This is a genomic window from Mycobacterium parmense (assembly GCF_010730575.1).
GTDB lineage: Bacteria > Actinomycetota > Actinomycetes > Mycobacteriales > Mycobacteriaceae > Mycobacterium > Mycobacterium parmense.
On sequence record NZ_AP022614.1, the window covers coordinates 2,109,556 to 2,123,776 of the forward strand.

Below are 14,221 nucleotides of genomic sequence, written 5' to 3' on the forward strand. Positions count from 1 at the left end.
TCGCGCGACTCGGAGTCGCCGCCGTTGTCGTCGGCGCAATCGCATTCGGATTCGCCATGTGGGGTCCGGTCGGCGGCTCCGGCAAGCGCCGCGTGCCGGCCATCTCGCCCCCCACGACGCCCACGTCGGTGCCGGCCGCGGCGCCGCCCGCGCCGTCGGTGGCCAAGGATTACGTCGAGGGGATGATCGAATCGGTATCGGGCACCGCGGTCGGGCTGCGGACCCGCACCGGGTCGGCGGCGGTGGACTTCACACCGGCCACCCGGGTGGTGGACGTCGCCCCGGCAAAACTGAGCGACATCACCCCCGGCAGCTGCGTCAACGTCCGCGCCACGCCGCAGAGCGGGCCGCCCGCCGGTGGCGCGATCACCGCGCAGACCGTGACGATCACGCCCGGCGTCGACGGCAGGTGCCCGCCCCCGGCGGGCTTCTACGGCACGGTCGCGGCGGTGTCGGGCAACACCATCACGGTCATGGGTGTCGGCGGTCAGCCGGCGACCACCAACGTCAACGTCGTCGACGCGACCTCATACACGATGCAGACGGCCACCGACACACGGGCGATCCAGAACGGCAAATGCATGGGCGCCCAGGGAGACACCATCGATGGTGTGCTGCACGCGGCGATGATCAGCCTGCAGGCGTGCCCCCCGATGGGGCACCATCACCACCACCTTCACCTGCCCCACTTTCACCTGTAGGGCAGCGAGGTCAGACGGTGAAGCCCAGGGCGCGCAGCTGCTCGCGTCCGTCTTCGGTGATCTTGTCGGGGCCCCACGGCGGATTCCACACCCAGTTGATGCGCAGGTCGTCCACCAGGCCGCTGCCGACCAGCGCGCTGCGCGACTGGTCTTCGATCACGTCGGTCAGCGGGCAGGCCGCCGACGTCAGGGTCATGTCGATGAGCGCCACGGTTCCCTCCTCGCCCTCCTCGACATTCATGCCGTAGACCAGTCCCAGGTCCACGACGTTGATGCCCAGCTCGGGGTCGACGACGTCGCGCATCGCCTCCTCGACGTCGGCCAGGAATTCCTCACCCGGTGCGGCGGTCTCGCTCATCCTCAACCTCCTGAAAACCTGCGGCCGCTTGGGCCAGAGCGTCTTTGAAAGCCATCCAGCCCAGCAGCGCGCACTTGACGCGCGCCGGGTACTTCGCCACGCCGGCGAACGCGACGCCATCGCCCAGGACGTCCTCGTCGCCCTCGACGGTGCCGCGCGAGGACACCATCTCGGTGAACGCGCTGACCGTCTCGAGCGCCTGGGGCACGCTCTGGCCGATCACCTGCTGCGTGAGCACCGAAGTGGCGGCCTGGCTGATCGAGCACCCCTGCCCGTCATAGGAGACGTCGGTGACAGTCTCGCCGTCGCCGGACAGCGCGACGCGCAGGGTGATCTCGTCACCGCACGTCGGGTTGACGTGAAACACCTGGGCGCCGAACGGCTCTCGCAGCCCACGGTGCTGTGGATGCTTGTAGTGATCGAGGATCACGTCCTGATAGATCTGTTCCAGGCGCACGGTCAGTCTCTCCCGAAGAATTCGAGCGCACGTCGCACGCCGGCCACCAGTCGGTCCACCTCGTCGTCGGTGTTGTACACGGCGAACGACGCCCGCGCGGTGGCCGCTATGCCGAACCGGCGGTGCAGCGGCATCGCGCAGTGATGCCCCACCCGCACGGCGACCCCGTCGTCGTCGAGCACCTGCCCCACGTCGTGGGCGTGCACGCCCTCGACGACGAAAGCCACCGGCGAGCCACGGTTCTCCATCGACGTCGGCCCGAGGATCCGCACGCCGTCGATGCCCGACAGTCCCTCGATGGCCGCGGCGACCAGCCGGCGTTCGTGGGCTTCGACCGCGTCCATGCCGATCGCCGACAGGTAGCGGGCCGCCGCGCCGAGACCGACCACCTGCGACGTCATCGGGGTGCCCGCCTCGAAGCGCTGCGGCGCCGGCGCGTAGGTGGAGTGCTCCATTGTCACGTTCTCGATCATCGACCCGCCGGTGAGGAACGGCGGCATCTCCGCCAGCACCTCCCCTCGGGCGTACAACGCGCCGATCCCGTTGGGCCCCAGCATCTTGTGCCCGGAGAAGGCGGCGAAGTCGACGCACAGCGAGCCCAGGTCGACCGGCTGGTGCGGCACCGACTGGCAGGCGTCGAGCACGGTCAGCGCGCCCACCGACCGGGCCCGGGCGACCAGTTCGGCCACCGGGGCCACCGCACCGGTGACGTTGGAATGATGGCTGAACGCCACCACTTTCACGCGGTCGTCCAGCCGCAGGGAGTCCAGGTCGATACGCCCGTCGTCCGTGACGCCGTACCAGCGCAAGGTGGCGCCGGAGCGGCGGGCGAGTTCCTGCCAGGGCACCAGGTTGGCGTGGTGCTCGAGCTCGGTCACGACGATGACGTCGCCCTCGCCGACCGAGCGGTCGAACCGGTTGTCGCCCAGCACATAGGACGCCAGGTTGAGGGCCTCGGTGGCGTTGCGGGTGAACACCAACTCGTCGGCGCCCGCGCCCACGAATGCCGCGACGTCCGCGCGGCCCTGCTCGTAGGCGTCGGTGGCCTCCTCCATGAGCTGGTGCGCACCGCGGTGGACCGCGCCGTTGGAGTTGATCAGGAAGTCGCGTTCGGCGTCGAGGACCTGCAACGGGCGCTGTGAGGTGGCGCCGGAATCCAGATAGGCCAACTGGTTCCCACCGCGCATGACGCGCTTCAAGATCGGGAAGTCAGCGCGGATCGCGTCGACGTCCAGCGGTGTCGCGGTCATGCTACGCCCCCGCGGCAGCGGCCTGCGTGAAGCGCTCGTAGCCGTTCTCCTCGAGTTCGTCGGCCAGTTCCGGCCCGCCGGATTCGACGATCCGGCCCCCGACGAACACGTGCACGAACTGCGGGCGGATGTAGCGCAGGATCCGCGTGTAGTGGGTGATCAGCAGGATGCCCCCGTGCTCGGCTTCCGCATAGCGGTTCACGCCCTCGCTGACCACACGCAGCGCGTCGACGTCCAGGCCGGAGTCCGTCTCGTCCAGGATGGCGATCTTCGGCTTGAGCAGTCCCAGCTGCAGGATCTCGTGGCGCTTCTTCTCTCCGCCCGAAAAGCCCTCGTTGACACTGCGTTCGGCAAAGGCCGCATCGATCTCGAGCTCGCCCATGGCGGCCTTGACCTCTTTGACCCAGTGCCGCAGTTTCGGCGGCTCGCCGCGGACGGCGGTGGCCGCGCTGCGCAGGAAGTTCGACATCGACACCCCGGGCACCTCGACCGGGTACTGCATGGCCAGGAACAGCCCGGCGCGGGCGCGCTCGTCGACGCTCATGCTCAGCACGTCCTGGCCGTCCAGCGTGATCGAGCCGGAGGTCACGTGGTACTTGGGGTGCCCGGCGATGGCATAGGACAACGTGGACTTCCCAGAACCGTTGGGGCCCATGACGGCGTGCGTCTCACCGGATCCGACGGTCAGGTTCACCCCGTTGAGGATGGGGATCTCGCGGGCGCCCTCGGCTGCGTTCGGGTCTTCGACACTGACGTGCAGGTCTTTGATTTCCAGGGTCGTCATCAGGCGGTTGCTTTCGATTCGGTGATGGCCAGTTCGTGTTCGATGGCCGCGGTCAGGCGTTCCCGGATCTCGGGCACCGCGATCTTGGAGATGATCTCGCCGAAGAAGCCGCGCACCACCAGCCGGCGGGCCTGCTCCTCGGGAATGCCGCGGGAACGCAGGTAGAACAGTTGCTCGTCGTCGAAACGGCCTGTGGCACTTGCGTGTCCGGCACCGACGATCTCGCCCGTCTCGATCTCGAGGTTGGGCACCGAGTCGGCGCGCGCACCGTCGGTGAGCACCAGGTTGCGGTTGACCTCGAAGGTCTCGGTGTCGGTGGCCTCGGCGCGGATCAGCACGTCGCCCACCCACACCGTGTGTGCGTCGGGCCGCTGTGAGTCCGGGTCTCCCTGCAGCGCGCCCTTGTACAGCACGTTGCTGCGGCAGTTGGGCTTGGCGTGGTCGACCAGGAGCCGCGACTCGAGGTGCTGACCGTCGTCGGCGAAGTACAGGCCCAGCAGTTCCGCGTCCCCGCCTGGCGCGGCGAAGCGCACATTGGCCGACAGGCGCACGACCTCCCCACCGAGGGTGACCGAGACGTGGCGAAGCACCGCGTCCTTGCCGAGCTTGGCGTGGTGCGCGCTCAGGTGCACCATGTCGTCGGCCCAGTCGGCGATCCACACGACGGTGAGCCGCGCGGCGTCCCCGACGACGAACTCGACGTTGTCCGCATAGGTCCCGCTGCCCCGGTGGTCGATCACAACGACCGCCTCGCCGAGCTCACCGACCCTGATCTGCAGGTGTCCGTAGGCGACCGCGCCCTCGCCCGGCCCGGTCACCGTGATGCCGACCGGCTCGGCGACCTGCACATCGCGCCCGACCGTCACCAGTGTCGCGGAGTTGAACGACGAAAAAGCTTGCGCGGCAACGCGGTCGGTGGGTACGCCGCCCTGGCCCAGGCGCTCGTCGCCGCGGCGTACGGTCTCGGTCTGCACCCCCGGCTGGTCGGCGACGCTGATCGGCGCCCTGCCCGTGCCGGGCGCCGAGCCGTCGTGCAGGCCCCGCAGCCGGCGCAGCGGGGTGAACCGCCAGATCTCGTCGCGGCCGCCGGGCACCTCGAAGGCGTCGACGTCGAAGGAGGCGAACAGCTCGCCCTTGTTGATCGCGGCAGGAGCCGTCATCCGACCGCGCCCTCCATCTGCAATTCGATCAGCCGGTTGAGCTCCAGGGCGTACTCCATGGGCAGCTCCTTGGCGATCGGCTCGACGAAGCCGCGCACCACCATGGCCATCGCCTCGTCTTCGGTCAGCCCGCGGCTCATCAGGTAGAACAGCTGGTTGTCGCTGACCTTCGACACGGTGGCCTCGTGGCCCATCGTCACGTCGTCCTCACGAATGTCGACGTAAGGGTAGGTGTCGCTGCGGCTGATCGTATCGACAAGCAACGCATCGCATTTCACGCTGGAGCGGGAGCCGTGCGCGCCCTTGTTCACCTGCACGAGGCCGCGGTAGGAGGTGCGGCCGCCGCCGCGGGCCACCGACTTGGACACGATGTTGCTCGACGTGTTGGGCGCCAGGTGCAGCATCTTGGCGCCCGCGTCCTGGTGCTGGCCCTCGCCGGCGAACGCGACGGACAACACCTCGCCCTTGGCGTGCTCACCGGTCATCCACACGGCCGGGTACTTCATGGTGACCTTGGAGCCGATGTTGCCGTCGACCCACTCCATGGTGGCGCCCGCTTCGGCGCGCGCCCGCTTGGTCACCAGGTTGTAGACGTTGTTCGACCAGTTCTGGATGGTCGTGTAACGGCAACGGCCACCGGGCTTCACGACGATCTCCACCACCGCCGAGTGCAGCGAATCCGACTTGTAGATCGGCGCGGTGCAGCCCTCGACGTAGTGGACGTAGGCGTTTTCGTCGACGATGATCAGCGTCCGCTCGAACTGGCCCATGTTCTCGGTGTTGATCCGGAAGTAGGCCTGCAGCGGGATGTCGACGTGCACGCCCGGCGGGACGTAGATGAACGATCCCCCACTCCAGACGGCGGAGTTCAGCGCCGAGAACTTGTTGTCGCCGGCCGGGATCACGGTGCCGAAGTACTGGCGGAAGATCTCCGGGTGCTCGCGCAGCGCCGTGTCGGTGTCCAGGAAGATGACGCCCTGGGCCTCGAGGTCTTCGCGGATCTGGTGGTAGACCACCTCCGACTCGTACTGGGCGGCGACACCGGAGACCAGGCGCTGCTTCTCGGCTTCCGGGATGCCCAGCTTGTCGTAGGTGTTGCGGATGTCCTCGGGCAGGTCATCCCACGTGGCGGCCTGCTTCTCCGTGGACCGGACGAAGTACTTGATGTTGTCGAAGTCGATGCCCTCGAGGTTGGAGCCCCAGTTCGGCATCGGCTTGCGCCCGAAGATGTGCAGCGCCTTGAGCCGGTGCTCCAGCATCCACTCCGGCTCGTTCTTCTTCGCCGAGATGTCACGGACCACCGCCTCGGACAGCCCGCGCTGTGCGCTGGCGCCCGCGACGTCGGAGTCCGACCAGCCGTAGCCGTACCGGCCCAGCGAGGCGATCGCCTGCTCCTGGCTCATCGGCGCCGCGGTGGGTTCCGGGGTGGTCTGTACGGCGGTCTTCTGGGCCTCCGGGGTGAGGGTCATCGAGACACTCCTTCGTCGCTCGTGGTGGTGCGGCGCGGGCTGGGCGCCGGGATCGATGTCTGTGTCAGGGGAACGTGCGTGGTGCAGGCGCAGTCGCCGTTGACGATGGTTGCCAGCCGCTGCACGTGGGTGCCGAGCACCTCGGACATGGCCTGCTGCTCGGCGTCGCAGAGCTCCGGGAACTCCTGCGCGACATGCGAAACCGGGCAGTGATGCTGACAGATCTGCACGCCGTGAATGGGTCCGCCGACCCGCGTGGTGGTGGCCACGTAGCCGGCCCGGGTCAGCGCGTCGGCGACCCTGCCCGCCGCGGCCTCGACGGCGGCGTCCGCCGCGCTGTCGGCGCCCTCGACGCCCGCCAGAATGGAGTCGATCCGCCGGCGGGCGAACGTCTGGACCGCCTGCTCGCCGCCGATCTCGCGCAGTTGCCGCATGGCCGCCGACGCGAGGTCGTCATAGGCGTGCTCGAGCTTGGCCCGACCGGCCGCGGTGAGCCGGTACCGCTTGGCGGGCCGCCCGCGTCCGACCTGCTGCCAGGCCGCAGGGGCCGTGGCCTCGGCGTCGCCGGCGTCGATCAGCGCGTCGAGGTGGCGGCGCACGCCGGCCGCCGCCAGACCCAGCCGGTCGCCGATCTCACCCGCGGTGATCGATCCCGACTCGACCAGCAGCCGCACGATCGCGCGGCGCGTCTGCCTGTCCGGCGCGGAGACCGCAACGGAGGCAGCAGCCGAAGCGGAGGCCGCGGGGATTTTCACAACACCAGTGTGACGCAATTGCGGGAATCGGTCCAGCGAGGGTGCCCTCCGCGGGAGTTGCGCTGCTCACACCGCGACCGCGGCGCCCCGTTACGCTGCTCTGATGGCAGCCCGCCACCACACCCTGAGCTCGTCGATCGCCAGCCTGCACGGCGACGAGCAGCCCGTGGGCACGCCGCTGAATCCCACCGACCTCACCGCCCTGCAGCGCACTCGCCTGTTCGGCGCCACCGGCACCATCCTGATGGCGATCGGCGCCCTGGGCGCCGGGGCCAGACCCGTCGTGCAGGACCCGACGTTCGGGGTGCGGCTGCTCAACCTGCCGTCGCGGATCCAGACGGTGTCGTTGACGATGACGTCCACCGGCGCGGTGATGATGGCGCTGGCCTGGCTGATGCTGGGCCGGTTCGCGCTGGGCAACCGCCGGATGTCGCGCGGCGAGCTGGACCGCACCCTGTTCCTGTGGATGCTGCCGCTGCTGCCCGCCCCGCCGATGTACAGCAAGGACGTGTACTCCTACCTGGCCCAGAGCCAGATCTCCCTGGAAGGGCTGGACCCGTACCGGGTGGGCCCGGCGTCGGGCCTGGGCCTGGGCCACATCTTCACGCTGTCGGTCCCCACCATCTGGCGCGACACCCCGGCCCCCTACGGCCCGCTGTTTCTGTGGATCGGCCGCGGCATCTCGGCGCTCACCGGCGAGAACATCGTCGCCGCCGTGCTCTGCCACCGGCTGGTGGAGCTGGTCGGGGTGGCGCTGATCGTGTGGGCGACGCCACGGCTGGCCCGGCGCTGCGGGGTGGCCGAGGTCAGCGCGCTGTGGCTGGGCGCGGCCAACCCGCTGCTGATCATGCACCTGGTCGCCGGTGTCCACAACGAGGCGCTGATGCTCGGGCTGATGCTGACGGGGGCCGAGTTCGCGCTGCGCGGCATCGGCGCGCCACGGCTCATGCCGGCCTCCTGGCGGCCCGGGCCCGACTGGGAGCCGCTGGGCATGCTGCTGGCCGGCTCGATCCTGATCACGCTGTCGTCGCAGGTGAAGCTCCCGTCGCTGCTGGCGCTGGGGTTCGTCACGATGGCGCTGGCCCACCGCTGCGGGGGCAACTTGCGGGCGCTGGTGCTGGCCGGCGGCGGCATGGCCGGGCTGTCGCTGGCGGTGATGGCGTTCGTCGGCTGGGCCAGCGGCCTCGGCTTCGGCTGGATCTACACCCTGGGCACCGCCAACGTGGTGCGCAGCTGGATGTCGCCGCCGACGTTGCTGGCGCTGGGCACCGGGCAGGTGGGCATCCTGCTCGGCCTGGGCGATCACACCACCGCGGTGCTGGCGCTGACCCGTTTCATCGGCGTCCTGATCATCACCGTGATGGTGAGCTGGCTGCTGCTGGCCGTCTTCCGCGGCCGGCTGCACCCGATCGGCGGCCTGGGCGTGGCGCTGGGCATCTGCGTGCTGCTGTTCCCCGTCGTGCAGCCCTGGTACCTGCTGTGGGCGATCATCCCGCTGGCCGCCTGGGCGACCCGCACCGGCTTCCGGGAGGCGGTGATCGTCATCACCCTCGTCGTCGGCATCTTCGGCCCCACGGCCAACGGTGACCGCTTCGCCCTCTTCCAGATCGTCGACGCGACCCTGGCCAGCGCCGTCGCCGTGCTGGTGCTGATCGCGCTGACCTACACGCGCCTGCCATGGCGGCGGCTGCCCGCCGAGAGCCGCGACCCGGACGGCAGTGGCGTCGCCGAACCAGGCTCCGCCGCCGCGGATCCCGAGACCCCGCAGCCGCCCGCGCAGCTTGACGCCTACGCTGATTCCACGTGAGCGCGGTCCCCGAGACACCCCAGACAGTGGTGCGCCTGCGCGGCGTCAGCAAGCGATACGGTTCCGGCCCGACCGCCGTCGAGGCCGTCGCGGACCTCGATCTGGACGTGCGCGCCGCCGAGGTGCTGGCGCTGCTGGGCCCCAACGGCGCCGGCAAGACGACGACGGTCGAGATGTGCGAGGGCTTCGCCCGCCCGGACGCCGGGACCGTCCAGGTCCTGGGGCTGGACCCGGTTGCCGACAACGCCCGCCTGCGGGCTCGCATCGGAGTGATGTTGCAGGGCGGGGGTGGGTACCCCGCGGCGCGCGCCGGCGAGATGCTGCGCCTGGTGGCCGCCTACGCCGCAGACCCACTGGACCCCGCGTGGCTGCTGGACACCCTGGGCCTGACCGACGCCGCCCGCACCACCTACCGGCGGCTCTCCGGCGGCCAGCAGCAGCGCCTCGCGCTGGCGTGTGCGCTGGTCGGCCGCCCCGAACTGGTCTTCCTCGACGAGCCCACCGCCGGCATGGACGCCCACGCCCGGCTGCTGGTGTGGGACCTGATCAACGCGCTGCGACGCGACGGTGTGACCGTGGTGCTGACGACCCACCAGCTCAACGAGGCCGAGGAGCTCGCCGACCGGATCGTCATCATCGACCACGGGCGCACGGTCGCCCAGGGCACACCGGCCGAACTCATGCGCACCGGCGCCAAGGACCAGCTGCGGTTCAGCGCGCCGCCGCGGCTCAACCTGTCGCTGCTGGCCTCCGCCCTGCCGGAGACCTACAAGGCCACCGAGGTGACGCCCGGCGAGTACCTGGTGGAGGGCCGGGTGGACCCGCAGGTGCTGGCCACCGTCACGGCGTGGTGCGCCCAGATCGACGTGCTGGCCACGGACATGCGGGTCGAGCAGCGCAGCCTCGAGGACGTGTTCCTCGACCTCACCGGCAGAAAGTTGCGGTCCTGATGTCAGAGATGACCGAAGCGAACGTCTTCCCGGCGGGCACCTTCACCCCGGACCCGCGCCCCAACGCGGTGCCCCGGATGCTCGCCGCGCAATTCGGCCTGGAGCTCAAGCTGCTGCTGCGCAACGGCGAACAGCTGCTGCTGACCATGTTCATCCCCATCACCCTGCTGGTCGGGCTCACGCTGTTGCCGCTCGGCTCGTTCGGCGGCAACCGCGCGGCCACGTTCGTCCCGGTCATCATGGCGCTGGCGGTGATCTCCACCGCGTTCACCGGGCAGGCCATCGCCGTCGCGTTCGACCGCCGCTACGGCGCGCTGAAACGGCTCGGCGCCACCCCGCTGCCCGTATGGGGCATCATCGCCGGCAAGTCACTCGCGGTGGTGACCGTGGTCTTCCTGCAGGCAATCATCCTGGGCGCCATCGGGTTTGCGCTCGGCTGGCGACCCGCCCCGGCGGCACTCGCGTTGGGTGCGGCCGTGATCGCCCTGGGCACCGCCGGTTTCGCCGCACTCGGCCTGTTGCTGGGCGGGACGCTGCGCGCCGAGATCGTGCTGGCGCTGGCCAACTTGATGTGGTTCGTCTTCGCCGGGTTCGGCGCGCTGACGCTGGACACCGAGATGATCCCGCCGGCGGTCAGGTGGGCCGCCCGGCTCACCCCGTCGGGGGCGCTCACCGAGGCACTCTCGCGGGCCATGGCGCTGTCGGTGGACTGGTTCGGCGTCGTCGTCCTGGCGGCCTGGGGCGCGGTGGCGGCGCTGGCCGCGCTGCGCTGGTTCCGCTTCACCTGAGTCCGGCGTCCCGTCACACCCGTACTACAGGCCGTAGTTTTGGGTGGCTTACGATCGGGCGGTGCTGATGCGGTTGGTCGACCTGCTGCCCAACCCCAGCCTGCGCGTCCAGCGGATGATCGCCGCGCTCGTCATCGTCTCGCAGGGCGGCATCGCCGTGACCGGCGCGATCGTCCGCGTCACCGCGTCGGGCCTGGGCTGCCCCACCTGGCCGCAGTGCTTCCCCGGCAGCTTCACCCCCGTCGCCCATGCCGAGGTGCCGCGGGTGCACCAGGCCGTCGAGTTCGGCAACCGGATGATCACCTTCGCGGTGGTCATCACGGCGGTGCTGGCGGTGCTGGCGGTGACGCGGGCGCGGCGCCGCCGCGAGGTCCTGGTGTACGCGTGGCTGATGCCGGTGTCGACGGTGGTGCAGGCGGTCATCGGCGGCGTCACCGTGCGCACCGGGCTGCTGTGGTGGACCGTGGCCATCCACCTCCTCACGTCGATGACGATGGTGTGGCTGTCGGTGCTGCTGTACGTCAAGGTCGGCGAGCCCGACGGCGGCGGGGCCGCGGTGGTGCACCGGCGGGTGGCCCGGCCACTGCGGGCGCTGACCGCGCTGGCCGGGGTGAACCTGGCCGTGGTGCTGGTGACCGGCACGCTGGTGACCGCGGCCGGCCCGCACGCGGGTGACCGCAGCCCGACCCGGACCGTGCCGCGCCTCAAGGTGCAGGTGGCCACGCTGGTACACATGCATTCGTCGTTGCTGGTGTCCTACCTGGCGCTGCTGGTCGGGCTCGGCTTCGGGCTGCTGGCCGTGCGCGCCTCCCGGGATGTGCTGCTGCGGCTCGGTGTGCTGCTGGCGCTGGTGTGCGCGCAGGCCGCCGTGGGGACCGCGCAGTACTTCACCGGGGTGCCGCCCACCCTGGTCGCGATCCACGTCGCGGGCGCCGCGGCGTGCACGGCGGCGACCGCGGCGCTGTGGGCCTCAATGCGAGAGCGGTCCGAGCCCCAGCCGCTCGCAGGCTGATTCCACTGCGAGCGCGAAGCGGCGCTCGGCTTGTTCGCGGTCCCCGGAGCCCAGGCACCGCCACCCCAGCGACGGCCCGACCAGGTCGAGCGCGACCAGCCGGGTGCCGACCACGTCGACGCGCGCGTAGAGCAGCTCACCGGCGGCGACCCCGGCGCGTTCGGCGGCCGAAGCCAGCGCGGCGTGACCCGCCTCCCACACCTCGAACTCCGGCTCGATCGGCCCCGCGCCGGCGAACGCGTGCGACTGCCGCCCGGCGAGGAAGATCAGCGCCGCATCCGCCGGCACCCCGCGCAGGACGGACACCCCCGCGGCCTCGAGCTCGTCCAGGTGGCGCTCGCCGAGGTTCCAGGCGACGGCCGCGGGCGGGTTGAGCAGGTGGCGCACGCGTCTCGTCCAGGCCAGCAATTCGGCGCGGCGGTCGGCGTAGCCGCGGATGCGCTGCAGGATCACCAGGTCGGCGCTCACGGTGACGGGGTCGTCCCACGAGCATCGGCGCGCGTGCAGGCCGCGCCGGCGCAGCGCGGCGACCAGCCCGTCGCCGTCACCGTCACCCGCCAGCAGGATGCGCGGATGGAAGACGTCCGGGCGGGCCAGCTTCATGCCCGGGCATGATAGCCACATGCACGCAATCGAAGTCAGCCAAACCGGCGGCCCCGAGGTGCTGAGCTACGTCGAAGCGCCGCAACCCCGGCCCGCGGCCGGCGAGGTACTCATCGAGGCCGAGGCCATCGGCGTCAACTACATCGACACCTACTTCCGTTCCGGGCAGTACCCGCGGCAGTTGCCGTTCATCATCGGCTCGGAGACCTGCGGCACCGTGGCCGACATCGGCGAGGGGGTCGACGGATTTCGCGTCGGCGATCGCGTGGTGACCGCCGCGGCATCCGGCGGCTACGCCGAATTCGCCACGGCGCCTGCGCATCTGACCGCGAAGGTGCCGGACGGCGTCGCGCCCGACGTCGCGGCTTCGGTGTTGTTGAAGGGACTGACGGCCCACTACCTGCTGACGTCCGTCTACGCGGTGCGGGAAGGCGACGCGGTGCTGGTGCACGCGGGAGCCGGCGGGGTCGGGCTCATCCTGACACAGTGGGCCCGCCTGCTGGGAGCGCGCGTCATCACGACGGTCTCCACGCCGGAGAAGGCGCAGCTGTCCCGGCGGGCCGGCGCCGACGAGGTGCTCTCCTACCCCGACGACCCGGCCGAGTTCGGCGCGACCATCCGCGGCCTGACCGGCGGCGACGGGGTGGCGGCGGTCTACGACGGCGTGGGCGCCACCACGTTCGACGCCAGCCTGTCCAGCCTCGCCGTGCGCGGGACGCTGGCGTTGTTCGGCGCCGCGAGCGGGCCCGTGCCGCCCGTCGACCCGCAGCGCCTCAACGCCGCCGGCTCGGTCTACCTGACCCGGCCATCGCTCGCCCACTTCATCCGCACCGGCCCCGAGTTCGCCTGGCGGGCAGGCGAACTGCTCGACGCGGTCTCGTCCGGGGCCATCACCGTCGAGGTCGGCGCGCGCTACCCGCTCGCCGACGCGGCCCGCGCGCACGAGGATCTGCAGGGCCGCAGGACGACCGGCTCGATCGTCTTGCTGCCCTGACGGTCAGAACAGGACAGGCAGCCCGATCGCCGAGTCGATTGCCAGCGCGCAGAAAACGACGGCCAGGTAGTTGTTCGACTGCAGGAACAACCGCAGCGGCTTGACCGGTTCGCCGGCGCGCACGCCGGAGTACAGCTGGTGGGCCATCGCGAGGAACCACACGCCCGCGAAAACCGCGACCGCGGCGTACAGCCAGCCGGCGGCGAGCGCCAGCGCCAGGGTCGCCAGCACCGTCAGCCAGGTGTAGATCAGGATCTGCTTGGTCACCTGTCGCTCGGTGGCGACGGCCGGCAGCATCGGAACGCCGGCCGCCTTGTAGTCGTCCTTGTACCGCATCGCCAGCGCCCACGTGTGCGGCGGCGTCCAGAAGAAGATGACCGCGAACATCACCAGTGCCGGCCAGCCGATGGTGCCGGTGACGGCCGACCACCCGATCATCACCGGCATGCAGCCCGCGGCGCCGCCCCACACGACGTTCTGCGACGTGCGGCGCTTGAGCAGCAGGGTGTAGACGAACACGTAGAACGCCACGGTGGCGAGCGCCAGCAGACCCGAGAGCAGGTTGGTCGTCCGCCACAGCCAGCAGAACGAGGCGACGGTGAGCGCGAGCCCGAACACCAGCGCGTTGCGCGTCGGGACGGCTTCGCGTGCCAGGGGCCTGCGCGCGGTCCGCTTCATCACCTTGTCGATGTCGGCGTCGGCCACACAGTTGAGCGCGTTGGCGCCGCCGGCCGCCAGGATCCCCCCGACCAACGTGTTGGCGATCAGCAGCGGGTTCACCGTCCCGCGGTGGGCCAGCAGCATCGCGGGGATCGCGGTGACGAGCAGCAGTTCGATGACCCGCGGCTTGGTCAGCGCCAGGTAAGCCAATGCCGTGCTCTGTACCCGTCCTCGTACTCGGCTCGGCGCGGCGTGCCCGCGAACGCTCACGCAATAACTCCTTGGGGTCGCAGCGGCGCGCAGTGTCTACTACGCACGATGGTAGACCGCTCACCGGCGGCGGTGAGCCCGCAGGGTCGGTTGGGACGATTTTTCCGGCATTGCGGGACCGATTGCAAAGCGCGGGTGGCCGGCGCGTTAATTTTCACATCGACCTGGGGTGGGTACCCGAAACCCTGCACTGCAAAGGCCGC

General features: G+C 70.6%; 14 protein-coding genes and 1 pseudogene. 6 read left to right on the forward strand and 9 right to left on the reverse strand.

What is annotated here, in order from left to right:
• Positions 1-56 precede the first annotated feature (56 nt).
• Entirely contained in the window at positions 57-701 is a 645-nt protein-coding gene (locus tag G6N48_RS09325) for a DUF5666 domain-containing protein (RefSeq protein ID WP_232066585.1), read from the forward strand.
• 10 nt (positions 702-711) lie between these two features.
• Here the strand turns inward: G6N48_RS09325 and G6N48_RS09330 are convergent, their stop codons facing one another.
• The 7 genes from G6N48_RS09330 to G6N48_RS09360 are packed head-to-tail and all read right to left on the reverse strand — an operon-like array spanning position 712 to position 6,934.
• Positions 712-1,059, reverse strand: coding sequence for a metal-sulfur cluster assembly factor (locus tag G6N48_RS09330; protein ID WP_085269630.1), 348 nt, complete (start codon positions 1,057-1,059; stop codon positions 712-714).
• Positions 1,034-1,522, reverse strand: a complete 489-nt coding sequence (sufU, locus tag G6N48_RS09335) for a Fe-S cluster assembly sulfur transfer protein SufU (RefSeq protein ID WP_139825819.1) — start codon at positions 1,520-1,522, stop codon at positions 1,034-1,036. The genes G6N48_RS09330 and sufU overlap by 26 nt, the downstream gene beginning before the upstream one ends.
• Positions 1,519-2,766: a cysteine desulfurase gene (locus G6N48_RS09340; protein ID WP_085269632.1), complete on the reverse strand. Its 1,248-nt coding sequence runs from the start codon at positions 2,764-2,766 to the stop codon at positions 1,519-1,521. The genes sufU and G6N48_RS09340 overlap by 4 nt, the downstream gene beginning before the upstream one ends.
• A gap of 1 nt (position 2,767) precedes the next feature.
• Positions 2,768-3,550: a Fe-S cluster assembly ATPase SufC gene (gene sufC, locus G6N48_RS09345; protein WP_085269633.1), complete on the reverse strand. Its 783-nt coding sequence runs from the start codon at positions 3,548-3,550 to the stop codon at positions 2,768-2,770.
• A complete protein-coding gene (gene sufD, locus G6N48_RS09350) occupies positions 3,550-4,710 on the reverse strand; it encodes a Fe-S cluster assembly protein SufD (protein ID WP_085269634.1) in 1,161 nt (386 codons plus the stop codon). Before sufD ends, sufC begins: the two co-directional genes overlap by 1 nt.
• On the reverse strand, positions 4,707-6,179 hold the full coding sequence (gene sufB / locus G6N48_RS09355; RefSeq protein ID WP_085269635.1) for a Fe-S cluster assembly protein SufB: 1,473 nt from the start codon (positions 6,177-6,179) through the stop codon (positions 4,707-4,709). Before sufB ends, sufD begins: the two co-directional genes overlap by 4 nt.
• On the reverse strand, positions 6,176-6,934 hold the full coding sequence (locus tag G6N48_RS09360) for a helix-turn-helix transcriptional regulator (RefSeq protein WP_372511300.1): 759 nt from the start codon (positions 6,932-6,934) through the stop codon (positions 6,176-6,178). Before G6N48_RS09360 ends, sufB begins: the two co-directional genes overlap by 4 nt.
• Positions 6,935-7,025: 91 nt before the next feature.
• Between G6N48_RS09360 and mptB the strand changes: the two are divergent.
• The 4 genes and pseudogenes from mptB to G6N48_RS09380 all read left to right on the forward strand — a co-directional run.
• Positions 7,026-8,741: pseudogene (gene mptB / locus G6N48_RS09365) on the forward strand (polyprenol phosphomannose-dependent alpha 1,6 mannosyltransferase MptB); the annotation flags it as partial.
• A complete protein-coding gene (locus G6N48_RS09370) occupies positions 8,738-9,691 on the forward strand; it encodes an ABC transporter ATP-binding protein (RefSeq protein WP_139825811.1) in 954 nt (317 codons plus the stop codon). The pseudogene mptB and the gene G6N48_RS09370, both read left to right, overlap by 4 nt.
• A gap of 8 nt (positions 9,692-9,699) precedes the next feature.
• Entirely contained in the window at positions 9,700-10,479 is a 780-nt protein-coding gene (locus tag G6N48_RS09375) for an ABC transporter permease (RefSeq protein ID WP_085269738.1), read from the forward strand.
• A 43-nt stretch (positions 10,480-10,522) separates the two neighbouring features.
• On the forward strand, positions 10,523-11,491 hold the full coding sequence (locus tag G6N48_RS09380) for a COX15/CtaA family protein (protein ID WP_372511299.1): 969 nt from the start codon (positions 10,523-10,525) through the stop codon (positions 11,489-11,491).
• On the opposite strand, the gene G6N48_RS09385 is transcribed toward G6N48_RS09380, so the two are convergent.
• On the reverse strand, positions 11,450-12,094 hold the full coding sequence (locus tag G6N48_RS09385; protein ID WP_085269638.1) for a hypothetical protein: 645 nt from the start codon (positions 12,092-12,094) through the stop codon (positions 11,450-11,452). The genes G6N48_RS09380 and G6N48_RS09385 overlap by 42 nt on opposite strands.
• 19 nt (positions 12,095-12,113) lie before the next feature.
• Here G6N48_RS09385 and G6N48_RS09390 point away from each other — a divergent pair, with 19 nt between their 5' ends.
• Positions 12,114-13,088, forward strand: a complete 975-nt coding sequence (locus tag G6N48_RS09390) for a quinone oxidoreductase family protein (RefSeq protein ID WP_085269639.1) — start codon at positions 12,114-12,116, stop codon at positions 13,086-13,088.
• A gap of 3 nt (positions 13,089-13,091) precedes the next feature.
• Here the strand turns inward: G6N48_RS09390 and G6N48_RS09395 are convergent, their stop codons facing one another.
• On the reverse strand, positions 13,092-14,018 hold the full coding sequence (locus G6N48_RS09395; RefSeq protein ID WP_085269640.1) for a heme o synthase: 927 nt from the start codon (positions 14,016-14,018) through the stop codon (positions 13,092-13,094).
• Between the last annotated feature and the right edge of the window lie 203 nt (positions 14,019-14,221).